Below are 19,950 nucleotides of genomic sequence, written 5' to 3' on the forward strand. Positions count from 1 at the left end.
TCAGCCCGCAGACGCCGCGTTCGCGGCTTCCGTTGCCGCATAGGAAGCCGCGCCTGCGGCCAGCGTCGCGACCAGCATCTGCTGAATCGCCGCCGCCTGAGCACTCAACGCTTGAAATCGCTGCGCGTGCGAGGCGAAGTAGGCCGCGGTGAGCGCGGACACCTCGTCGGCGGCCGCGGGAACGACACCGACGGTCGGAGCGGCCGCGGCCGCGTTGCCGGCGTTCAGTGCGGCGCCGATCGACTGAAGATTGGCGGCGGCCGACGCCAGCTTCTCCGGATAAGCAGTTACGAAAGACATGCGGTTTCCTCCCGTGTTTTGTCGTTGCTAGGGGACGCTATTCAAAGCCGGCCGTGTATCGATCCCACCCGAATGACAACCAATCGCGCCTGACCTCGGAATTCTGGCAAGGCTCACGCTGATTCAAATTCCGGTACTCGAAATATATGAATTCCGGCGCGATTTCTCTGAATTAGCATTGAACCGGAGCGTATTGGACCGCAGCATATGAATCCGACGTGAGCTGCCGTCAGAAGAACCCTTCCCATCGTCATGAATATATGAATTCGTTCGGCTCAGCGGCTCGTCGGCCTGACAACGGGATGGGCGGCAGCATTGGGGCATTGCGCGGTGTCAACCGCCCTAAATGGGGCACGCGGCGCCGCCCGGGAACGACATTCGGGGGCGCGTGTGCATTGCGTGTGAGTTTCAATTGACGTAGACGCGGATTTTCTCCGGCGGCCTTCCGCCGGGCGACCACAACCCGCGGGTGCCCCGCCCCGTCGCTATTTTTTGCTCCGAATCGTCTATAAAGCGCGCGGCGCATGTATACGCTTTTGGGTATTCCGCGAGGCTCGACGATCTAGCTGAGTGGCCGACCGCCGGGTCGTAGCGTCGATCGGAGGTGCGGAATGTCGTTTGCTGTCGCAATTCCAGACCTGATCGCCGCGGCCGCGACCGACGTGGCGAGTATCGGCTCGCAGATCAGTGAGGCCAATGCGGCCGCGTGGGCCCCCACCGCGAACGTGCTCTCGGCCGGTGCCGACGAGGTGTCTGCGGCGATCGCGTCGGTGTTCGGCGAGTACGGGCAGGCGTATCAGGCCCTCAGCGCCCGAGCGGCGGCGCTCCATCAGCAGTTCGTGCAGGCCTTGAGCGGGGGTGCGGCCGCTTACGCCGGCACCGAGGCGGCCAACGTGTCGCCACTGCAGACGGCCGTGCAGGACCTGCTGAACGTGATCAACACGCCCACCGAACTGCTGCTGCAGCGCCCGCTGATCGGCGACGGCACCAACGGAGCACCCGGAACAGGGCAACCCGGTGGTGCCGGAGGCATCCTCTGGGGCAATGGCGGCGACGGCGGGTCCGGCGCGGGGGGCAACAACGGTGGCAACGGTGGCGCCGCGGGCCTCTTCGGCCACGGCGGCAATGGCGGCACCGGCGGGAGCGTCAACGTCGCGAGCGGCACCGCCGGCACCGGCGGCACGGGCGGCACCGGTGGCCTGCTCTACGGCAATGGCGGTGCGGGCGGGACCGGTGGCGCAAACAATTTCGTGGGCGGCCGAGCCGGCAACGGCGGCATGGGCGGTAACGCCATCGGTTTGTTCGGCGCCGGTGGCGTCGGCGGGGCCGGCGGCTTTGCCAACAGTGGCACCGGCCCGGGCGGGGCCGGGGGCGGGGGCGGCGGCGGTGGCCTGCTCTTCGGGACGGGGGGCGCGGGCGGCGATGCCGGATTCGGCAACGGCGGCAACGTGGGCGGTTCCGGCGGCCAAGGCGGATTGCTGTTCGGCGATGGTGGCGACGGCGGGGATGGATCCCTGGGATTCGGCGGCGGCACCGGCGGAAGCGCAGGGCTGATTGGAAACGGCGGCACCGGGGGGACCGGCGGCGGCATTTTCAGCACCGTGAACCCCGGAGGTCCCGGCGGCGCGGGGGGCAGCGGTGGGCTCCTGGCGGGCAACGGCGGTCACGGCGGCACCGGCGGGCAGGCGGTGTTCGGTACCCCGGGGACAGGGGGCGCGGGGGGCAACGCGGTGGGGCTGTTCGGCAACGGCGGCGACGGCGGCGAAGGCGGCGCGGCCGGCACGGGCTCGGGCGGTCTCGGAGGTGCCGGAGGAAACGGCGGAATTCTGTTGGGAGCGGCGGGGACCAACGGATCGACCGGGGCGCACCTATAGGGCGGTTCGCCTAGAGGTCCGCACCTTCGGCCAAGTAGGTGACGCGGTACCAACGCCCCGGCCCCGTTGCCTGCGTGTCGTAGTCCTCGGTGGCAACCACCGACTCCAAGCGGACGTCGGTCAGATGCGGATTCTGTACCCGCACATGGTCTTCGAGCGCCGCCTCGAGCGCGTCGCCGGTGAGAGCGGTGTCCGCGAGCACCCTGCCCTCATACCTCGTCCAACTCACGCCTTACCTCCTTGCTGCGTCGCCGGCGGCGAACCCAGGAAGCGTTGAATCAGGGCGCGTTCGGCGTCCGGGTCTTTGAGCGGCCAGCACCACAGCGCCAGGAAAACGCGGATCAGCCACTGCGCGGCCAGGGGGTCGTCGTTGTCGGGGCCGACCATTTCGGCGGCCAACCCCGTGACGATGGGTGAGCTGATGACCCATTCACTGACAGGATTCACATGCATGGACTGCATGAGCTGAGCCAGCGGATCGGCCCGCAGTCGTTGTAGCGCGATGATCGTCGCGGCCACAACACGCTCGGGCCCCCTGAGGTCCTTGATGGCTTCGCGGGTGGCGTCGACGATGCGGGCCGCTTGGATGGCGACGACGGCGTCGCGGATGGCTGCCTTGCCGCCGGCATGGCGGTAGATCGTCGCGGGCGAGCAGTGCACCCGCGCCGCTAAGGCGTCGATCGTGAAACCCTCGTATCCCTCGCGAGAGATGAGATCAGCGGCCGCGGCGAAAATCCGTTCGGTGGCTTCGCTGCGGCGATCGCGCCCCACCAGCCAGTCGTCGCGCGCCATCCACCCATGCTCTAACAGATCGCGGCGAGCAGAAATACTTCTCTCACAATGAGAATTCTCCAGCAGAATTTCTCAGACGAATGCGCTGCTGGCGGTAGGTGACCGCCGGCGACCTCGACCGACGCCCGCCGCGATCGCTCCTCAACATCGTCTGGTCCCGTTGACGTGGCAGGTGGGCGCACCGAGGCTGAATGTATGCCCATCCTGGACAAACCGAGTGAGCTCCTCGGCCCGGAGGCGCTGCAAGATCAGTACTCGCTGTATGACCGGATGCGCTCCGAAGCGCCGGTGCAGCGCATCGGCGAGTCCGTCTTTTACGCGGTATGTGGTTGGGACGCGGTCCACGAGGCCGTCGAGCGCGTCGACGACTTTTCGTCAAACCTGACCGCCACCATGGTTTTTCATGAGGACGGCACCGTCACCCCCTTCGACATGGGGCCGGCGGGAGGCGCCGCCCACGTGCTGGCCACCGCCGACGATCCAGTGCACGCGGTGCACCGCAAAATTTTGCTGCCGCACCTGTCGGCCAAACGGGTGCGGATCATCGAGGAGTTCGCCGCCGCCATCGCCGACCGGTTGTGGGAGCAGAATCTGGACAACGGTCAGATCGAATGGATGAGCGCCATCGCCAACCGGTTGCCGATGATGGTGGTCGCCCAGCTTCTCGGCCTGCCCGATGACGACGTCGACAAACTCATTCGGCTCGGCTACGCCACCACCACGCTGCTCGACGGGATCGTCACCCCCGACCAACTTCAGCAGGCGTTCGCGGCGGCCCTGGAGCTATCGGGGTATGTCACAGAGCATTTCGAAAGGGCAAGTGAGAGTGCCGAATTCGGCCTGATCGCCGACCTGGCGGCGCGCTGCGCTTCGGGTGAACTGGAGCAACTCCCCGCAATGGGCATCATGATGACGCTTTTCAGCGCCGCCGGAGAATCGACGGCGTCGCTCCTGGGCAGCGCTGCGTGGATTCTCGCCGATCGCCCCGCGATCCAACGACAGCTCCGCGAAAGCCCCGAATTACTAACGGCTTTCATCGAGGAGACGCTGCGCCTCGAATCTCCGTTCCGTGGCCATTACCGACACGTGTGGCGCGACACCACGCTGGCCGGCGTCGAGGTGCCGGCCGATTCCCATCTGCTGTTGATGTGGGGAGCGGCCAACCGCGACCCGGCGCACTTCGACGCTCCGAACGAATTCCGCCTCGATCGCACTGCCGCCAAGGGCCACCTGGCGTTCGGCAAGGGCGTGCACTTTTGCGTGGGCGCCGCGCTGGCCCGCCTCGAAGCCCAAATCGTATTGCGCAAATTACTGGAGCGCACCGCCTGGATCGACGCGGTTGACGTCGGCGACTGGCTGCCCAGCATCCTGGTGCGGCGCCGCAAAAGTCTGCAATTGGCCGTCAGCTGACGATTACGGTCGGGGCTGCACGTCGACACTCGGCGGCCGGGGCGACGGCTCTTCCCCCCCGCCGCGCATCGAACGCCGGACGACGCTGAACGCGACGGCGCCGCCGGCCACGACCAGGACCGCCGCCCCTGCGATCACCCAGGGGCGGGGCCGGCGGCGCTGGGCCCGGCGCGCCTCCTGCAGCGCCTGGGGCAGCCCCGCGACAACCTCCTGCGCGGCGGCCAGCTCCTGCGTGAGTGTCTCTTGGGCAGCGGCGATTTCGCGGGCGAGCCGGCCCTCGCGGTACCGGCGACGAAGTCCCGAAGCGGTCGACTGCGCGCCGTGCACGCTCAGCCCGACGACGCCCCGGGTGACATCGACCGGACCCACCGCCGAGTAAGTGAGCCCACGGGCCAGTCGCTCCCGTGGGGTCAGCCGAGTTTCCGTCTTCGCGCTCATCTGCCGCCCTTCTGTCCGCTCGTGCGATGCCTCATCAGCGTGCCATTGATGGGCCACGCCCGGCCCTGTTGTGGGCATCCGGGTTCGGTACCGGGTGCGGGCAAGGTCGCGCGTAATGGCAGACTCTAGCCCCGTGACTAACAGCCCCATTCAGACCGCCACCGCAACGCTGCACACCAACCGCGGAGACATCAAGGTCGCCCTGTTCGGAAACCACGCGCCCAAGACCGTCGCCAACTTCGTCGGCCTGGCGCAGGGCACCAAGGAGTACTCCACCCAGAACGCCTCGGGTGGCCCGTCGGGCCCGTTTTACGACGGCGCGGTCTTTCACCGGGTGATTAGGGGCTTCATGATCCAGGGCGGTGACCCGACCGGTACCGGCCGCGGCGGTCCGGGCTACAAGTTCGCCGACGAGTTCCACCCCGAGCTGCAGTTCGACAAGCCCTACCTGCTGGCGATGGCGAACGCGGGCCCGGGCACCAACGGTTCGCAGTTTTTCATCACCGTCGCCCAGACGCCGCACCTGAACCGGCGCCACACGATCTTCGGCGAAGTGACCGACCCCGATTCGCAAAAGGTGGTCGACGCGATCGCGACGACTTCCACCGACGGCAACGACCGTCCCACCGAGCCGGTTGTCATCGAGTCGATCACGATCTCCTGAGGCGGCGCTCGCTCAGCGCCGGTTGCCGCCCGCGTAGCCGGCGTCCGTGAGGGCGTCGAGCACCTTCAACGGGTCCGTCCCGAGGTCCCAGCGGTTGAAGATCAGCAGCCCACCGTTGACCGTTTCGACCTCGAGCAACCGCACGGTGCGCGCGTGACGGCGGAATTCGGTGATCCGGATGATCTTGATGTCGGAGTGCCGCAATAACTGCGTCCGGAACCACCCCCGCAACGCGAGGCCGGCCGGGGTAATTGCCAGCTTCGGGCGCGCGCGCCACGTCATGCCCGCAAACAAGATCAACCCCGCCGCGGCAATCCCGGTCAGCAGGCGGCCGGGCGCGTCTGTGACCACGGTCACACTGGCGATAGCCATCAAGACCCCGACAACCCCGCAACCTGCGATTCCAGTCGCAGGCGGCGCCCATTCTGTTTGCTGCATGGGCTACCTAACCCCTCCCACCACTGCCAACGCGCTTATCCACAAGCGCTATCAACAGTGGGGATAAATCACACGCGTGTGATTGGTTGGTCGCGACGTTGCTGAGCCAGTTACAGGAACACCCCAAGATGAATTCATTACCTCTGCGGGGTTGGTCAGTGCCAGCGCATTGTGAGCAACAAGCCGGTGATCATGAAAGCGAACGCGATCGCGTAGTTCCACGGGCCGAGTTGCGCCATCCAGTTGAGGGCGGCCGGCGCTTGGCTTCCGACGGCGGCCAATTGGAACACCATCAGCCAGACGAGCCCGATCAACATGAGTCCGACGAACAGACAAACGAACCACACGCTGGAGGGTCCGACCTTCACTTTCACCGGGGTGCGGCTGACCGCGCTGACGGTGAAGTCGTTCTTCTTACGGACCTTCGATTTGGGCATTTGAATACCTCGGCATACCTGAACAACGGGACGGGGTGCGACGATAACGATGGCAGCTGCACGCATAGCTCGGATACGAGACTAACCCACCTGGCACGGCTACCAGGAAAATGGAGACTCGATGACTGACACGCGCCGCTCACCATGGCGCTTCGGGGTCCCGCTGGTGTGCCTACTGGCCGGGTTGCTGCTCGCCGCCACGCACGGGGTCTCCGGCGGGGCCGAGATCCGCCGCAGCGATGCGCCGCGCCTGGTCGATCTGGTCCGCGAGGCCCAGTCGTCGGTCGATCGCCTCCGCGCCCAACGCGACGACCTGGCCCACAAGATCGACTCCGCGCACGGCCGGTCGACGGACACCGCGCTCAAGGCGATGCTGCGGCGCTCCGCCGAGCTGGCCGGCGAAGCGGGCATGGACCCGGTGCACGGCCCGGGTCTGGTGGTGACCCTGCAGGATGCACAGCGCGACGCCAACGGCCGCTTCCCCCGCGACGCATCGCCCGACGATCTGGTCGTGCACCAGCAGGACATCCAGGCCGTCCTGAACGCGTTGTGGAGCGCCGGCGCCGAGGCGATCCAGATGCAAGACCAGCGCATCATCGCGACCTCGGTGCCCCGTTGCGTCGGCAACACGCTGCTGCTCAACGGGCGTACCTACAGCCCGCCCTACACCATCACCGCGATCGGCAACGCGGCGGCCATGCAAGCCGCCCTGGCCGCCGCTCCCCTGGTCATCCTCTACAAGCAGTACGTGGTCCGATTCGGCCTCGGCTACCGCGAAGAGGTCAAGCCCGACGTGCAGATCGCCGGCCATTCCGAACCGGTCCGGATGCACGTCGCGCAGCCGGCGGGCCCGGTGGGGTACTGAGCGGCGGCCCCCCGCGGGGCCGGACGGTAACCTGACACGATGCGGATCCTGGTTGTCGACAACTACGACAGCTTCGTGTTCAACCTGGTGCAGTACCTGGGCCAGCTCGGCGTCGAGGCCGACGTCTGGCGCAACGACGACGCCCGCCTCTCGGACCCGACCACCGTCGCGGCGCAGTTCGACGGCGTCCTGCTCAGCCCCGGACCGGGCACCCCGGAACGCGCGGGCGCGTCGATCAGCCTGGTCGGCGCGTGCGCCGCGCAGCGCACTCCGCTGTTGGGGGTCTGCCTCGGACATCAGGCGATCGGCGTGGCGTTCGGTGCCACGGTGGACCGCGCGCCAGAGTTGTTGCACGGCAAGACGAGCAGCGTATTTCACACCAATGTCGGTGTCCTGCAGGGGCTTCCGGATCCGTTCACGGCGACCCGGTACCACTCGCTGACGATTCTGCCCGAGTCGCTGCCCGCGGTCCTGGAGGTGACGGCCCGCACCCGCAGCGGTGTGATCATGGGCGTGCGCCACACCGGGTTGCCGATCCACGGTGTCCAGTTCCATCCGGAATCGATCCTCACCGAGGGCGGGCACCGCATGCTGGCGAACTGGCTCGGGTACTGCGGCTGGACGCACGACGACATGTTGGTGCGCCGCCTGGAGAACGAGGTGCGCGCCGCGGTCCGGCCCTATTTCCCGGACGCCGAAACCAGCGGCGCGGGAGCTACTGGCCGAACTTCAGCGTGATGATCCCGTCCCGGTTGCAACCGGTGCCGGCCGGCGGGTTCTGATAGACGACCCGGTGGGATTGGGCGCCGCCGGCGTCGACATCGGGCCCCTTGTCCAGCCCCCCGGTCCAGCCGAGGGCACGCAGCCGCGGCTCGGCGTCCGTCCAGAACATGCCGGTCAGGTCGGGCATCGTGAATTGGTTGCCCTTGGACACCTGCAGTTCGATGATCGAGTCCACCGGAACCATCTGGCCCTTGGGCGGATTCGTGCCGATCACCTCACCGGCGGGCCGGGTGCTGTCCACCTGCGTCTGGGTGACCTTCGTGAAGCCGTAGACGGTCAGGTTCTTCTGCGCGACGTCGACGGTCTGACCGGCGACGTCGGGGACCTGCTTGGTCTCCGGTCCGGAGCCGACGATGACCGTGATCACGTTCGTGATCGCCGACGTCTGGTTGGCTGGCGGGTTGGTCCCGATCACCTTGCCCAGCAGCTCCGGGGTCGACGGGGAGTTCGCCTGCTTGAACTTGCTGAATCCTGCCGTCTTCAGCTTGGTGACCGCGTCGCTGTAACTCAGCGACGAGACGTCGGGCACCTCGCGCTGCTCGGGGCCGGTCGAGACGTTGATGGTGATCTCGTCCCCGGCGCTCACCGACGCGTTGGCGGCGGGGTCGGTGCTGATGACGTGGTCGGGCGGAACCGTCGAGTCGGGCTTTTGCAGGGTGCGCGTCTTGAATCCCCGGTTTTGCAGCGCGGCAATGGCATCGGCGGACACCTGCCCGCGCATGTCGGGCACCTGGACATCGCGGGTGCTGCCGCCGAACGTGTTGAAGGCGATCACCACGACGATCGTCAGCACCGCCAGCACGGCGACCGCGACCACCCAGCGGGCGATGGAACCGCCGCGGTCGCGGTCGGTGTCGTCCAGCGCCTGGCGCGGCAGCGGGTCGGTGCGCGGTCCGTGACCGGGGCCGGTGGACGAAAGGAACGAACTGCGCTCGGCGTCGGTGAGCACCTTTGGCGCCTCCGGCGGCTCACCGTTGTGCACCCGCACCAGGTCGGCGCGCATCTCCGCCGCCGTCTGGTAACGGTTCTCCGGGTTCTTGGCCAGCGCCTTGAGCACCACGGCGTCCAGGTCGGCGGAGATGCCCTCGTGCCGTTTCGACGGCGGCACCGGATCCTCGCGGACATGCTGGTAGGCGACCGCGACGGGTGAGTCGCCCGTGAAAGGCGGTTCGCCGGTGAGGATTTCGTAGAGTACGCAGCCCAGCGAATAGACGTCGGATCGGGCGTCGACGGAGTCACCGCGGGCCTGTTCGGGTGACAGGTACTGGGCCGTCCCGATCACGGCCGCGGTCTGGGTGACGCTGTTGCCGCTGTCGGCGATGGCGCGCGCGATGCCGAAGTCCATCACCTTGACCGCGTTGGTGCTGCTGATCATGATGTTCGCCGGCTTGACGTCGCGGTGGATGATGCCGTTCTGATGGCTGAAGTTCAGCGCCTGACAGGCGTCGGCGATGATCTCGATGGCCCGCCGGGGCGGCAGTGGCCCGTCGGTGTGCACGATGTCGCGCAGGGTGACGCCGTCGACGTACTCCATGACGATGTAGGGCAGCGGGCCGGTGGGGGTTTCCGCCTCACCGGTGTCGTACACCGCCACGATGGACGGGTGGTTCAGCGCCGCGGCGTTTTGCGCCTCGCGCCGGAAGCGTAGATAAAAACTCGGATCGCGGGCCAGGTCGGCGCGCAGCACCTTCACCGCTACGTCGCGGTGCAAACGGACGTCGCGGGCCAGATGAACTTCGGACATGCCCCCGAAACCGAGGATCTCGCCGAGCTCATAGCGGTCGGACAGGTGCTGCGGGGTGGTCATCGCGGTGTCTCATAACGGGCCGGCGATGTGCTGGGTCGAGAGGGGGTGACCCAGTCAGGTCCATGCGGCCTGCTCTGAAGTCCAGAATTACCTGAGCTCTCCGGATCCGTCCAATCCAGGCGCAGACGCGGCGCGGAGCCGCTGGGCGTCTTGCTCGCCGGCGGCGCCGTGGCCGGCGGTGTCCCGGTGTCGGTGACGGTCGGCGGCGCTGGTTGCCCGTTCTCCGCGCGGGAGTTGATGACGATGATCACTGCGATCAGGATGGCCAGCGCACCCAGCACACCCGCGGCCCACAGCAGCGCTCGCTGGCCCGAGGAGAACGTGCGCCGCGCGGGCGGCCGCGAACGACCGGTGGACGGGCCGGAGCGGCGGGGCGCGACGGCGCGGCTGGGCCCGACGGCGGTGGCTCTGGCGTGCGGGCTCGACGGAATGGCCGCCGGTGAGGCCCGGCCGGGGGGCGGCGACTGGCTCGGCCGCGGTGGGCGGCGACCGGCCCGGACCGCGGCGACCGCGTCGGCGAACGGTCCCCCGCTGCGGTAGCGCATCTGGGGGTTCTTCACGAGGGTGATCTCGATCAGTTCGCGCACGTTGGGCGGCAGCTCGGCGGGCAGCGGCGGCGGGGGTTCCTTGATGTGCTTCATCGCCACCGTCAACGCCCCGTCGCCGGCGAACGGGCGCTTGCCCGAAACCACCTCGTAGCCAACGACTCCCAGTGAGTAGACGTCACTGGCGGGGGTGGCGTCGTGACCCAGCGCCTGCTCGGGTGCGATGTATTGGGCGGTGCCCATCACCATCCCGGTCTGAGTCACCGGTGCGGCGTCGACCGCCTTGGCGATGCCGAAGTCGGTGATCTTCACCTGGCCGGTCGGGGTGATCAAGATGTTGCCCGGTTTGACGTCGCGGTGCACCAGGCCGGCGGCGTGCGCGACCTGGAGGGCGCGGCCGGTCTGCTCGAGCATGTCGAGCGCGTGCCGAAGCGACAGCCGTCCGGTGCGTTTCAGCACCGAGTTCAGCGGCTCGCCGTTGACCAGCTCCATCACCAGGTAGGCGGTGCGGCCCTCCCCGTCCAACTGGCTCTCGCCGTAGTCATGGACCTGGGCGATTCCGGGATGATTCAGCATCGCCGTGGTGCGCGCCTCGGCGCGGAACCGTTCGATGAACTCGGGGTCCTGGGAGAACTCCTGCTTGAGTACCTTGACCGCGACGCGCCGGCCCAGCCGGCTGTCGACCGCCTCCCACACCTGGCCCATGCCACCGGTGGCGATGAGGCGCTGCAGGCGGTACCGGCCAGACAGCGTCACACCAACTCGCGGGCTCATGGTCCTCCCTGTAGCGCGGCCTCGATCACCGCCCGGCCGATCGGTGCGGCAAGCGCGCCCCCGGTCGCGGACAAGCGGTCGCCGCCGTTCTCCACCAGCACCGCCACCGCAACCTTCGGTGTCTGCGCGGGCGCGAACGCGATGTACCACGCGTGCGGCGGAGTGTTACGTGGGTCGGTGCCATGCTCAGCGGTACCCGTCTTGGATGCAATCTGCACGCCGGGAATCGCCCCTTTCTGCTGCGCGACCTTCTCGGCGCCGACCATCAGCTCTGTTAGCTTAGCGGCGACCTGCGGTGACACCGCGCGGCGCTGTTGATAGGGCGCGGTGGTACTGATGTTGGACAGGTCCGGCCCCTTGAGGCTATCGATCAGGTAGGGCTGCATCGTCACCCCGCGGTTCGCGATGGTAGCGGCGATCTCGGCGTTCTCGAGCGGTGTGAGGGCCACATCCTTCTGGCCGATGCTGGACATCCCCAGCGCCGCGGCGTCCGGGATGATGCCGATGGTGGACTCCGCGACCTGCAGCGGTATGACGCTGGGCGTGCTGTCCAGCCCGAACGAGTGCGCCATGCTGCGTAGCGCGTCGGCGCCGGTAAGGAGGCCCAGCTGGACGAACGCGGTGTTGCAGGACAGGGCGAACGCCTGGCTGAGCGACACCGTCGGCTCATTGCCGCACGGCGTGCCGCCGTAATTCTCCAGGGTGGCCGTGCTGCCGGGCAGCGGAATGGAGGACGCCGCGGTCAACTGCTGGGTGTCGGTCGCGCCGGCCTGCAGCGCCGCCGCGGTGGTGACAACCTTGAACGTCGAGCCCGGTGGATAGGTCTCGGAGATGGCGCGATTGGTCATCGGATTGTCGGGATCGTCCCGAAGCCGTTGCCAGGCCTGCGACTGCACCTGGGCATCGTGCGACGCGAGCAGGTTGGGATCGTAGGACGGCGACGAAACCATGGCCAGGATCTTGCCGGTGGACGGCTCCAGCGCGACGACGGCGCCCTTGCACGCCGGCCCACCGCAGCCCTGCTGCATGGCATCCCAGGCCGCCTGCTGGACCCGCGGAACGATGGTGGTGTCGACGTTGCCGCCCCGGGGATCGCGACCGGTGAAGAAGTCGGCCAGCCGGCGCCCGAACAGCCGCTCGTCCGACCCGTTCAGTACGGGGTCCTCGGTGCGTTCCAGTCCCGTGCTGGAGTAGCGCAGCGAGTAAAAGCCGGTGACGGGTGCGTACACGGCGGGGTCGGGATAGACCCGCAGGAAACGAAAGCGGCTGTCGGTGGCCACGGAGTACGCCAGCAGCTGACCGCCCGCGACGATCTGGCCGCGTTGCCGCGAGTACTCGTCGAGCAGGACGCGCTGGTTGCGCGGGTCGGCGCGCAGCCCGTCGGCGGCGAAGACCTGCGTCATCGTGGCGTTGAGCAACAGCAGCACGACCAGCGCCATCACGGTCACCGAGATCCGGCGGAGGGAGGCGTTCATACCCGCTCGATCACCTCGGTGCCGGCCGCCGCGATCGGCGAGGTGTTGCGGGCGCGGGTGCGCAGGGGTCGTCGGGCGCTGTGCGAGATGCGCGCCAGGATGGCCAGCAGGATGTAGTTGGCCAGCAGCGACGAGCCGCCGTAGGACATCCACGGCGTGGTCAACCCGGTCAGCGGAATCAGCCGGGTCACGCCGCCGACGACGATGAACAGCTGGATGGCCAGCGTCGAGGCCAGACCCGCGGCGAGCAGCTTGCCGAAGCTTTCGCGCGTCGCGATCGCCGTGCGCAGGCCGCGCACGATGACGATCGTGTACAGCATGAGAAGCGCCGCGAAGCCCACCAGCCCGAGCTCTTCACCGAACGCGGCGATGATGAAGTCCGTCGACGCCGCCGGCACCGTATCGGGTTGACCGTTTCCCAGCCCGGTGCCAAAAATGCCGCCAGTGGCAAAGCTGAACATCGCCTGCACGAGCTGATAGCCGCTGCCGTCGGGGTCGGAGAACGGGTCCCACCACATCTGCACCCGAACGCGGACGTGCTCGAAAAGGAAGTACGCCACCACGCTTGCCGCGGCGAACAGCACCAGTCCGATGACGACCCAACTGAAGCGCTGGGTGGCGAGGTAGACAACCACCAGGAACGACGCGTAGAGCAACAGCGAAGTGCCGAGGTCTTTTTCGAAGACCATCACGCCAATGGAGATCACCCAGGCGGCCAACAGCGGCGCGAGGTCTCGGGGCCGGGGCAGGGTCATCCCCATGAAATGCTTGCCGACGCTGGTGAACAGACCCCGCTTGGCGATCAGCACCGCGGAGAAGAAAATCAGCAGCAGGATCTTGGAGAACTCGGCCGGCTGAATCGAGAAGCCCGGCAAGCGAATCCAGATCTTGGCGCCATTCTGTTCGGACAGCGATGCCGGCAGCACCGCGGGGATCGCCAAGAAGACCAGACCCACGACGCCGCATATGTAGCCGTAGCGCGCAAGCTGTCGATGGTCTTTCAAGAAGGTGACCACCAACGCGAAGGCGGCCACTCCGACCACGGTCCACATCAGTTGCTGGGTGGCGCTGGGGTGACGACGGCCGCTCAACTCGTTGTTGACGAGGTCGAGTCGGTGGATCATCACCAAGCCAAGTCCGTTGAGCAGGGCCACAATTGGCAGCAACAGCGGGTCGGTGTAGGGAGCGAAGCGGCGGATGGCCAGGTGCGCGCTACCGAACATGACCAGAAAGATGAGCCCGTAGGTCACCAGGTTCCAGTGCAGGTCCCTTTCCTGGTTGGCCTGGACGATGAGCAACGCGGCGACGGTTATCAACCCGGCGAAGAACAACAACAGCAGCTCGGCGTTGCGCCGAGTGGGCAGCGGAGGAGTCACCGCGACCGGCGGCTGAAGTTGTGTGGTCATGCCACCGCCCGGCAGTCGATGCCCGGCTTAGGTGGAGGTGGCGGGAGCGCAGTCACCGTGGGGGACGTGGTGGGCGACGTGGTCGCGGGCGCGGTGGGGGCGGGAGCGCTGGTCGGGGCGGCGCTGGTGGGTGGAGTGCCGCTGGAAGTGGTCGGGGGCGCTGTGGGATTCGGCTCGGTGCTGCTGCCCGTGGTCGTCGGGGCCTGCGGCGCCGGCGGGGAGGTGGCGCGGGGCGGCGGGCACGGTGGCAGCAGGGAGTTGGCGGACAGTTCGCGCAATTGGGCGATCGCGTCGTCCAGGCTCCCGGTGGGCAGCCCGGCCTGAACCTGGGCGCGCTCGGGCGGGCGCAGATCCTGCAGCTGCATCAGGCGACAGTCCAGATGGCCCCCGCTCTGACTGAAACCGATCAACGACAACTCGTTGCGGGCGTTCAGGCAGCCGATCAAATAGGGTTCGTGCAGCGACATTCCCAGCAGCGACCCTTGGATACCTCGCAAGATCGACACCATGCCGTGGTATTCGGCGACGTAATAGTTGCTGCGGATGATGGCTCGGCCGATTCCCAGACCCGCCAGCACCAGCAGCACCATCAGGGTGACGACGATCGCCATCCGTCGACGTGACCACCGCTGCCGTCGGGACGGTTCCTCTTGCGGCGGAACGCGTTTGGCGACCTCGTCGCGGGGCCTGATCGCCGAGGCGCGCCCGGCGGAGGTATTGGGCAGGGTGGTCAGTTGGTCGTCGTCGCCGGACACCGCGCCGGCCAGAATCGGCTGGGTTTGACCGTAGTCGTAGTCGACGACGTCGGCGACCACTACGGTGACGTTGTCCGGCCCGCCACCCCGCAGCGCCAATTCGATGAGGCGGTAAGCACTTTCGGCGACATCGGGGATTTGCAGCGCCTCGTGGATGGTCTCGTCGCTGACCGGGTCGGACAGTCCGTCGGAGCACAGCAGGTAGCGGTCGCCGGCGCGCGCCTCGCGCATGGTCAGCGTGGGCTCCACCTCGTGACCCGTCAGCGCCCGCATGATCAGCGATCGCTGAGGGTGGCTGTGCGCCTCTTCGCGGGTGATGCGTCCCTCGTCGACGAGGGTTTGAACGAAAGTGTCGTCCTTGGTGATCTGGACCAGCTCGCCGTCGCGCAGCAGGTAGCCGCGCGAGTCCCCGATGTGTACCAGCCCAATTCGGTTGCCGTCGAACAGGATTGCGGTGAGTGTGGTGCCCATGCCTTCCAGGTCGGGCTCCATCTCGACCTGTGCGGCGATGGCCGCATTGCCCGCGCGCACCGCCGCATCGAGTTTGGCGAGCAGGTCGCCACCGGGTTCGTCGTCGTCGAGGTGGGCCAGCGCGGCGATCACCAATTGCGAGGCCACCTCACCGGCCGCGTGACCGCCCATGCCGTCGGCCAGGGCCAGCAGCCGGGCGCCGGCGTAGACAGAATCTTCATTATTGGCGCGTACCAGGCCGCGGTCGCTGCGGGCCGCATATCGCAGGACCAGGCTCACGGGCGCAGCTCAATCGCCGTCTTGCCGATCCGAATCGGCGTACCGATGGGAACCCGTACCGCAGTCGTCACCTTCGCCCTGTCAAGGTAAGTGCCGTTGGTCGATCCTAGATCCTCGACATACCATTCCGAGCCACGCTGAGACAGCCGGGCATGCCGCGTCGAGGCGTAATCGTCGGTGAGCACGAGGGTCGAGTCGTCAGCGCGGCCGATCAACACCGGCTGCCCGCTGAGGGTGATTCGAGCGCCCATCAACGCCCCCTCGGTCACCACCAGATAGCGTGCGGCGGTGCGGCGCTGGCGTGCGGGCAGCAGGGTGCCGCGCAACGCCAAACCGCGCCGCACCATGACGGCCCCCGTGGGTGCGTAGATGTCGGTCCGCAGGACCCGCAACACGGACCAGATGAATACCCATAACAACATTAAAAATCCGGCACGCGTCAGCTGCAGTACTAGTCCCTGCATCTGGCGTCCTTTCCGTCCTGGCGCCGCACCCCTCGTCGCGCCCGTGACACCGAGCACATCAGCAACGTCACGATACTTGGACGGTCGTCGCCGCGGGGCGAAGCACGGCAGCTTTGAGCCCGGTGCGTCTAGTGGATGCGAACGATGATCTCCGAGTGGCCCAGACGGATGACGTCGCCGTCGGCCAACTGCCACTCCTGTACCGGTGCGTTGTTGACGGTCGTGCCGTTCGTCGAGTTGAGGTCGGAAAGGAGCGCGACCTGCCCGTCCCAGCGGATCTCCAGGTGACGCCGCGACACCCCAGTGTCCGGCAACCGGAACTGGGCGTCCTGGCCGCGGCCGATGATGTTGGAGCCCTCGCGCAGCTGGTAGGTCCGGCCACTGCCGTCGTCGAGCTGCAGGGTCACCGCCGCTCCGGCGGCCCCATAGCCGCCCTGGCCGTAACCGCCGTAGCCCGCGCCCGCCGGCTGCCCGTAGTCCGCCGCACCGTAGTCGGCAGGCTGGCCGTACTCCGCGGCCTGGCCGCCGTATTCGTAGTCGCGGTGCTGGGTCTCGGGGTATCCGCCGCCCTGCGGGGGGTAGCCACCGCCCGGAACGCTTTCGGCGTACTGGGTGTAGTCGCCCGCGCCGTACTCCTGCTGGCCGTATCCACCACCCTGCTGGTAGCCCTGCTCGTACCCGCCGCCTTGCTCGGGGTAGGGCGGCCGCTGTTCGGGCGCGGCCTGCGGGGCCGGCGACGCATAGCCCGCCTCCTCCGGGCGAGCCGGGCCGCGACCGTATTCGTAGCCGCCGTAGCCCTGCTGGCCACCGCCGGGCTGGCCGCCGCCGGGTGGGCCGTAGCCGCCCTGGCGGTAGCCCTGGTCGTAACCCTGTCCGCCGTAGCCACCCGGGGCGGGCGGACGCTGCTCATAGGACGGCGGGTAGCCGCCACCCGGCCCTTGCTCGGGGTAGCCGCTCTGCCCTTGGTAGCCGCCCTGGTCGGGGTAGCCGCCCTGCGGGGGGTAGCCGCCCTGCGGTTGCTCGGGGTAGCCGCCGCGCGGTTCTTGGTAGCCGCCCTGGTCGGCGGGGTAGCCGCCCTGCGGGGGGTAGCCGCCCTGCGGTTGCTCGGGGTAGCCGCTCTGCCCTTGGTAGCCGCCCTGGTCGGGGTAGCCGCCCTGCGGAGGGTAGCCGCCCTGCTCCGGCGGACGAGGCGGCGGATATCCGCCTTGCGGAGGGTAGCCGCCTTGCTCGGGCGGATAGCCACCACGCGGATCCGGTCCGCCCTGCGGCTCCGGGCCGCGCTGCTCGTCCTGCGGCCGGCCGTAGCGCTCGTCGTAGTACTCGTCGCCGGGCCGCCCCTGCCCCTGACCACCGCGGTAGCTCGAATTGTCAGTCATTGCTGCTACTCCTCGTTCTGCGCCGAACGCGTGATTTGATTGTGGCCGGGGCGGATGGTTGACCGTCGGGCGGGGCTCGACATCTGGATTGACAGCACCGCGGGTGCGGTACTGGCCGGTATGCAGGCTCGACGACTGCTCGAACCGGACGACCACATCACCATACGTTTGCCACCCCTGTTCATAGATATAGTCGGCCAAGTACCTCGCGAAAGCGCTCGACGTGGGATTCCTGTCGGCGCCGACCTTCGCAAAGTCGTGCACACCGAGGGTAATGATGTATTCGTTGGGGGCCAAAAGACGCCCGCCCTGAAGGGCTCGGACACCGTCCTCGGCTTCCCGGCGCAGTAGCGCTTCAACCTCTTGCGGCACGATCGATCCGCCGAACACTCGGGCGAACGCGTTGTCCACGGTCGCCTCGAGCTTGCGCTCGATGCGTTGCACGAGCCCCCGTTGGCTACTCATCTTTCAGCGCTCGCCCGCTGCTGTTGTGGTGTGTCGCGGGCGCGAGGCAAACGAACCGCCCGCGTGTTGTTTCACCCCAGCATGTTATCGGGACACCGGGACACCGCGGCACCGTGGGAATTCTGAGAATCGGATCCGTCCAGGTCAGAGCCGTGCGGTCCGACCATCAGGTGGCGCGGACGGCCGCCCGGGACCGCGGCGGCGATTGGGGCACACGACTATTAGAGTGGTATGGTCCATCGGTTGATTTTCCGGGCGAGTGGCGGAATGGCAGACGCGCTGGCTTCAGGTGCCAGTGTCCTTCGGGACGTGGGGGTTCAAGTCCCCCTTCGCCCACCAAGCGTGGTTGAAAGAGAAAGGTCACGAACTCGAAAGAGGGCGTGACCTTTTTGTTTTGGGCCGAGTCGCCTAGCGCGAAAGCACGGACTCGATGGCGTCGACGACCTCGGGCGCGTCGGGCTCCGTACGGGGACGGAACCGATTGACCACCTGACCGTCGGGGGCAACCAGAAACTTCTCGAAGTTCCATTGGATGTCGCCTGCCGAGCCGTCGGAATCGGCGGCCTTGGTCAGCTCGGCGTAGAGCGGGTGGCGGTGGTCGCCGTTGACGTCGGTCTTGGCGAGGAGCGGGAACGTCACCCCGTACGTCGTCGAGCAGAACTCCTGGATCTCTTCGGCGCTGCCCGGTTCCTGGCCCATGAACTGGTTGCACGGAACGCCGACGACCGTCAGGCCGCGGTCGCGGTAGTCGCGGGCCAGCTTCTCCAACGCGGTGTACTGCGGCGTCAGCCCACACTTGGACGCCACGTTCACGATCAGCGTTGCGCCGCCGGACAATTCGGCCAGCGTGGTGGGCTTGCCGTCGAGGGTGGTCAGGGCGATGTCATTGAGGGTCACGCCGACGACGCTAACACTTGTTTCAGCGGGCCAGCGGGCTGTAGAAGACCAGGCCGTTGCCCTTGTTGTCGTAGACCACGGCCCGTCGCTCGTGGGCCTCGTCATACGGGCCTTTGACGATGCCGCCGCCGCTGGCCTCGACGGCCCTCGCTGCGGCGTCGACGTCCGGGGTCTTGATACCGACGACCACCTGTCCGGGGATGGGATGATCCACCGCGGTCGCCAGCGCCAGGGTGACGGCCCCGCCGTCGAGCGCGGCGAAGTGGGCGCCGTCGCGGAACTTCAGCGGCATCCCCAGCGTCTCGCTGTAGAACCGAATCGATTCGTCGAGGTCGTCGGTCGACAAGACGATCATCCGCACTTCGTGATCGCTCATTGGTGCCTCCTGCGGGCCGGGTCGCCTTACCCTAGCCCCGTGAGCAGCAACCGAGTACCGGGCGGCGTGGTGCACACGCTGCCGGCCGACCTGCGTGAAGCGTTGGCGGCCAACTCCACCGCGCTGGCGGCCTGGAAGGACATCACCCCGTTGGCGCGCAACGAGTTCATCTGCTGGGTCGAGGACGCCAAACAGGAGGCGACCCGCAAGCGCCGCATTCGCCGAACCCAGGAAGAACTGGAGGAAGGCATGCGCCGGCCGTGCTGCTGGCCCGGCTGCAAGCACCGGGAGCGCAACGGCCGCGCCTAGCTGTACTGACCTGAGAGGTTAGGTACGCGGCTGGCGGGTGGTTGGCCGCCGAGTGCGGTGTGGCCGCGGTGGTGATTGTAGGTGTGGAGCCAGATGGCGAATTCCGCGCATCGTTCAGCGTCACTGCGGTAGAGCCGGGCGTAGGCCCATTCGTCGGCCAGGGTGCGGTGGAATCTCTCCACTTTGCCGTTCGTCTGGGGGCGATACGGTCGGGTGCGGCGGTGCTCGATCCCGCCAAGAGCGTCGCGGAACACATAGGATCGATAGCAGGATCCGTTGTCGGTCAATATTTTTCGAACGCAGATGCCGCACTGTGCGAACCAGGCGTTGGCGCGTAGCCAAAACGCTGCTGCGGTCTCTTTGCGCTCATCGGTCAGCAGCTCGCTATAGGCCAGCCGCGAGTGCGCATCGATAGCGGTGTGCAGGAAGTGATAGCCGCGCACGGGCCGGTAGTGCTTGTCGAGGACGCCGGTGCTGCGATCGGCCCGGGCGTTGTGCTTGCCTGCGCTGCGACCCAGCATGCGCCAACCGCCGCCGGCAGGGATCTTGC

Annotated in this window: 21 protein-coding genes, 1 tRNA gene and 1 pseudogene; 7 read left to right on the forward strand and 16 right to left on the reverse strand. The window is 67.6% G+C overall.

Annotated elements, in window-relative coordinates:
- On the reverse strand, positions 1-300 hold the full coding sequence (locus AWB92_RS20240; protein WP_085188827.1) for a PE family protein: 300 nt from the start codon (positions 298-300) through the stop codon (positions 1-3).
- Positions 301-911: 611 nt separating this feature from the next.
- Between AWB92_RS20240 and AWB92_RS20245 the strand changes: the two are divergent.
- A pseudogene (locus AWB92_RS20245) lies at positions 912-2,135 on the forward strand (PE family protein); the annotation flags it as partial.
- Positions 2,136-2,184: 49 nt separating this feature from the next.
- Here the strand turns inward: AWB92_RS20245 and AWB92_RS20250 are convergent.
- Positions 2,185-2,403 carry a hypothetical protein gene (locus tag AWB92_RS20250; RefSeq protein WP_085188831.1) on the reverse strand — a complete coding sequence of 73 codons (219 nt, stop codon included), beginning with the start codon at positions 2,401-2,403 and terminating at the stop codon, positions 2,185-2,187.
- On the reverse strand, positions 2,400-2,966 hold the full coding sequence (locus AWB92_RS20255) for a TetR/AcrR family transcriptional regulator (protein WP_085188833.1): 567 nt from the start codon (positions 2,964-2,966) through the stop codon (positions 2,400-2,402). Before AWB92_RS20255 ends, AWB92_RS20250 begins: the two co-directional genes overlap by 4 nt.
- Before the next feature lie 195 nt (positions 2,967-3,161).
- On the opposite strand from AWB92_RS20255, the gene AWB92_RS20260 reads away from it, so the two are divergent.
- Entirely contained in the window at positions 3,162-4,376 is a 1,215-nt protein-coding gene (locus AWB92_RS20260) for a cytochrome P450 (RefSeq protein ID WP_085188835.1), read from the forward strand.
- Positions 4,377-4,379: 3 nt separating this feature from the next.
- Here the strand turns inward: AWB92_RS20260 and cwsA are convergent, their stop codons facing one another.
- Positions 4,380-4,814: a cell wall synthesis protein CwsA gene (cwsA, locus tag AWB92_RS20265; RefSeq protein ID WP_085188837.1), complete on the reverse strand. Its 435-nt coding sequence runs from the start codon at positions 4,812-4,814 to the stop codon at positions 4,380-4,382.
- Positions 4,815-4,929: 115 nt separating this feature from the next.
- Between cwsA and AWB92_RS20270 the strand changes: the two genes are divergently transcribed.
- Complete coding sequence (locus AWB92_RS20270; protein WP_068111486.1) at positions 4,930-5,478, forward strand: peptidylprolyl isomerase; 549 nt, start codon at positions 4,930-4,932, stop codon at positions 5,476-5,478.
- A 12-nt stretch (positions 5,479-5,490) separates the two neighbouring features.
- Here the strand turns inward: AWB92_RS20270 and AWB92_RS20275 are convergent, their stop codons facing one another.
- Together AWB92_RS20275 and crgA are read right to left on the reverse strand one after the other, a co-directional pair.
- Positions 5,491-5,916: a PH domain-containing protein gene (locus AWB92_RS20275; protein ID WP_085188839.1), complete on the reverse strand. Its 426-nt coding sequence runs from the start codon at positions 5,914-5,916 to the stop codon at positions 5,491-5,493.
- A gap of 155 nt (positions 5,917-6,071) precedes the next feature.
- Complete coding sequence (crgA, locus tag AWB92_RS20280; RefSeq protein ID WP_066917062.1) at positions 6,072-6,353, reverse strand: cell division protein CrgA; 282 nt, start codon at positions 6,351-6,353, stop codon at positions 6,072-6,074.
- Between the two features lie 121 nt (positions 6,354-6,474).
- On the opposite strand from crgA, the gene AWB92_RS20285 reads away from it, so the two are divergent.
- A complete protein-coding gene (locus AWB92_RS20285) occupies positions 6,475-7,218 on the forward strand; it encodes a DUF881 domain-containing protein (protein WP_085188841.1) in 744 nt (247 codons plus the stop codon).
- Positions 7,219-7,257: 39 nt separating this feature from the next.
- The gene (locus AWB92_RS20290) at positions 7,258-7,956 is read left to right on the forward strand and encodes an aminodeoxychorismate/anthranilate synthase component II (RefSeq protein WP_085188843.1); all 699 of its coding nucleotides are present in this window, start codon (positions 7,258-7,260) and stop codon (positions 7,954-7,956) included.
- Here the strand turns inward: AWB92_RS20290 and pknB are convergent.
- The 7 genes from pknB to AWB92_RS20325 all read right to left on the reverse strand — a co-directional run bounded on the left by pknB (position 7,934) and on the right by AWB92_RS20325 (position 17,818).
- The gene (pknB, locus tag AWB92_RS20295; RefSeq protein ID WP_085188845.1) at positions 7,934-9,808 is read right to left on the reverse strand and encodes a Stk1 family PASTA domain-containing Ser/Thr kinase; all 1,875 of its coding nucleotides are present in this window, start codon (positions 9,806-9,808) and stop codon (positions 7,934-7,936) included. The genes AWB92_RS20290 and pknB overlap by 23 nt on opposite strands.
- On the reverse strand, positions 9,805-11,127 hold the full coding sequence (locus AWB92_RS20300) for a serine/threonine-protein kinase (protein ID WP_068111473.1): 1,323 nt from the start codon (positions 11,125-11,127) through the stop codon (positions 9,805-9,807). Before AWB92_RS20300 ends, pknB begins: the two co-directional genes overlap by 4 nt.
- The gene (gene pbpA, locus AWB92_RS20305) at positions 11,124-12,602 is read right to left on the reverse strand and encodes a D,D-transpeptidase PbpA (protein WP_085188847.1); all 1,479 of its coding nucleotides are present in this window, start codon (positions 12,600-12,602) and stop codon (positions 11,124-11,126) included. Before pbpA ends, AWB92_RS20300 begins: the two co-directional genes overlap by 4 nt.
- Entirely contained in the window at positions 12,599-14,008 is a 1,410-nt protein-coding gene (locus tag AWB92_RS20310) for an FtsW/RodA/SpoVE family cell cycle protein (protein ID WP_068188189.1), read from the reverse strand. The genes pbpA and AWB92_RS20310 overlap by 4 nt, the downstream gene beginning before the upstream one ends.
- The gene (locus AWB92_RS20315) at positions 14,005-15,513 is read right to left on the reverse strand and encodes a protein phosphatase 2C domain-containing protein (RefSeq protein WP_085188849.1); all 1,509 of its coding nucleotides are present in this window, start codon (positions 15,511-15,513) and stop codon (positions 14,005-14,007) included. Before AWB92_RS20315 ends, AWB92_RS20310 begins: the two co-directional genes overlap by 4 nt.
- The gene (locus tag AWB92_RS20320) at positions 15,510-15,977 is read right to left on the reverse strand and encodes an FHA domain-containing protein (RefSeq protein ID WP_067154186.1); all 468 of its coding nucleotides are present in this window, start codon (positions 15,975-15,977) and stop codon (positions 15,510-15,512) included. Before AWB92_RS20320 ends, AWB92_RS20315 begins: the two co-directional genes overlap by 4 nt.
- 128 nt (positions 15,978-16,105) lie before the next feature.
- The gene (locus tag AWB92_RS20325; RefSeq protein ID WP_085188851.1) at positions 16,106-17,818 is read right to left on the reverse strand and encodes a DUF3662 and FHA domain-containing protein; all 1,713 of its coding nucleotides are present in this window, start codon (positions 17,816-17,818) and stop codon (positions 16,106-16,108) included.
- Positions 17,819-18,071: 253 nt separating this feature from the next.
- Here AWB92_RS20325 and AWB92_RS20330 point away from each other — a divergent pair.
- Positions 18,072-18,157, forward strand: a tRNA-Leu gene (locus AWB92_RS20330).
- A 69-nt stretch (positions 18,158-18,226) separates the two neighbouring features.
- On the opposite strand, the gene AWB92_RS20335 is transcribed toward AWB92_RS20330, so the two are convergent.
- Together AWB92_RS20335 and AWB92_RS20340 are read right to left on the reverse strand one after the other, a co-directional pair.
- On the reverse strand, positions 18,227-18,715 hold the full coding sequence (locus AWB92_RS20335; RefSeq protein WP_068111992.1) for a glutathione peroxidase: 489 nt from the start codon (positions 18,713-18,715) through the stop codon (positions 18,227-18,229).
- Positions 18,716-18,737: 22 nt separating this feature from the next.
- Complete coding sequence (locus tag AWB92_RS20340; protein ID WP_085188853.1) at positions 18,738-19,091, reverse strand: VOC family protein; 354 nt, start codon at positions 19,089-19,091, stop codon at positions 18,738-18,740.
- Positions 19,092-19,130: 39 nt separating this feature from the next.
- Here AWB92_RS20340 and AWB92_RS20345 point away from each other — a divergent pair, with 39 nt between their 5' ends.
- Complete coding sequence (locus AWB92_RS20345; protein WP_068111986.1) at positions 19,131-19,400, forward strand: YdeI/OmpD-associated family protein; 270 nt, start codon at positions 19,131-19,133, stop codon at positions 19,398-19,400.
- On the opposite strand, the gene AWB92_RS20350 is transcribed toward AWB92_RS20345, so the two are convergent.
- Positions 19,397-19,950 (reverse strand): integrase core domain-containing protein (locus tag AWB92_RS20350; protein WP_142282207.1); only part of this gene is annotated, 554 nt, incomplete at its 5' end. The genes AWB92_RS20345 and AWB92_RS20350 overlap by 4 nt on opposite strands.

The organism is Mycobacterium sp. IEC1808 (assembly GCF_002101935.1).
Taxonomy (GTDB): Bacteria; Actinomycetota; Actinomycetes; order Mycobacteriales; family Mycobacteriaceae; genus Mycobacterium.

Coding starts and splice junctions, on each gene's coding strand:
- AWB92_RS20320 (WP_067154186.1), bottom strand. CDS start 15,977: ATGCAGGGACTAGTACTGCAGCTGACGCGTGCCGGATTTTTAATGTTG.
- AWB92_RS20290 (WP_085188843.1), top strand. CDS start 7,258: ATGCGGATCCTGGTTGTCGACAACTACGACAGCTTCGTGTTCAACCTG.
- AWB92_RS20260 (WP_085188835.1), top strand. CDS start 3,162: ATGCCCATCCTGGACAAACCGAGTGAGCTCCTCGGCCCGGAGGCGCTG.
- AWB92_RS20240 (WP_085188827.1), bottom strand. CDS start 300: ATGTCTTTCGTAACTGCTTATCCGGAGAAGCTGGCGTCGGCCGCCGCC.
- cwsA (WP_085188837.1), bottom strand. CDS start 4,814: ATGAGCGCGAAGACGGAAACTCGGCTGACCCCACGGGAGCGACTGGCC.
- AWB92_RS20285 (WP_085188841.1), top strand. CDS start 6,475: ATGACTGACACGCGCCGCTCACCATGGCGCTTCGGGGTCCCGCTGGTG.
- AWB92_RS20275 (WP_085188839.1), bottom strand. CDS start 5,916: ATGCAGCAAACAGAATGGGCGCCGCCTGCGACTGGAATCGCAGGTTGC.
- crgA (WP_066917062.1), bottom strand. CDS start 6,353: ATGCCCAAATCGAAGGTCCGTAAGAAGAACGACTTCACCGTCAGCGCG.
- AWB92_RS20300 (WP_068111473.1), bottom strand. CDS start 11,127: ATGAGCCCGCGAGTTGGTGTGACGCTGTCTGGCCGGTACCGCCTGCAG.
- AWB92_RS20325 (WP_085188851.1), bottom strand. CDS start 17,818: ATGAGTAGCCAACGGGGGCTCGTGCAACGCATCGAGCGCAAGCTCGAG.
- pbpA (WP_085188847.1), bottom strand. CDS start 12,602: ATGAACGCCTCCCTCCGCCGGATCTCGGTGACCGTGATGGCGCTGGTC.
- pknB (WP_085188845.1), bottom strand. CDS start 9,808: ATGACCACCCCGCAGCACCTGTCCGACCGCTATGAGCTCGGCGAGATC.
- AWB92_RS20270 (WP_068111486.1), top strand. CDS start 4,930: ATGGCAGACTCTAGCCCCGTGACTAACAGCCCCATTCAGACCGCCACC.
- AWB92_RS20340 (WP_085188853.1), bottom strand. CDS start 19,091: ATGAGCGATCACGAAGTGCGGATGATCGTCTTGTCGACCGACGACCTC.
- AWB92_RS20255 (WP_085188833.1), bottom strand. CDS start 2,966: ATGGCGCGCGACGACTGGCTGGTGGGGCGCGATCGCCGCAGCGAAGCC.
- AWB92_RS20310 (WP_068188189.1), bottom strand. CDS start 14,008: ATGACCACACAACTTCAGCCGCCGGTCGCGGTGACTCCTCCGCTGCCC.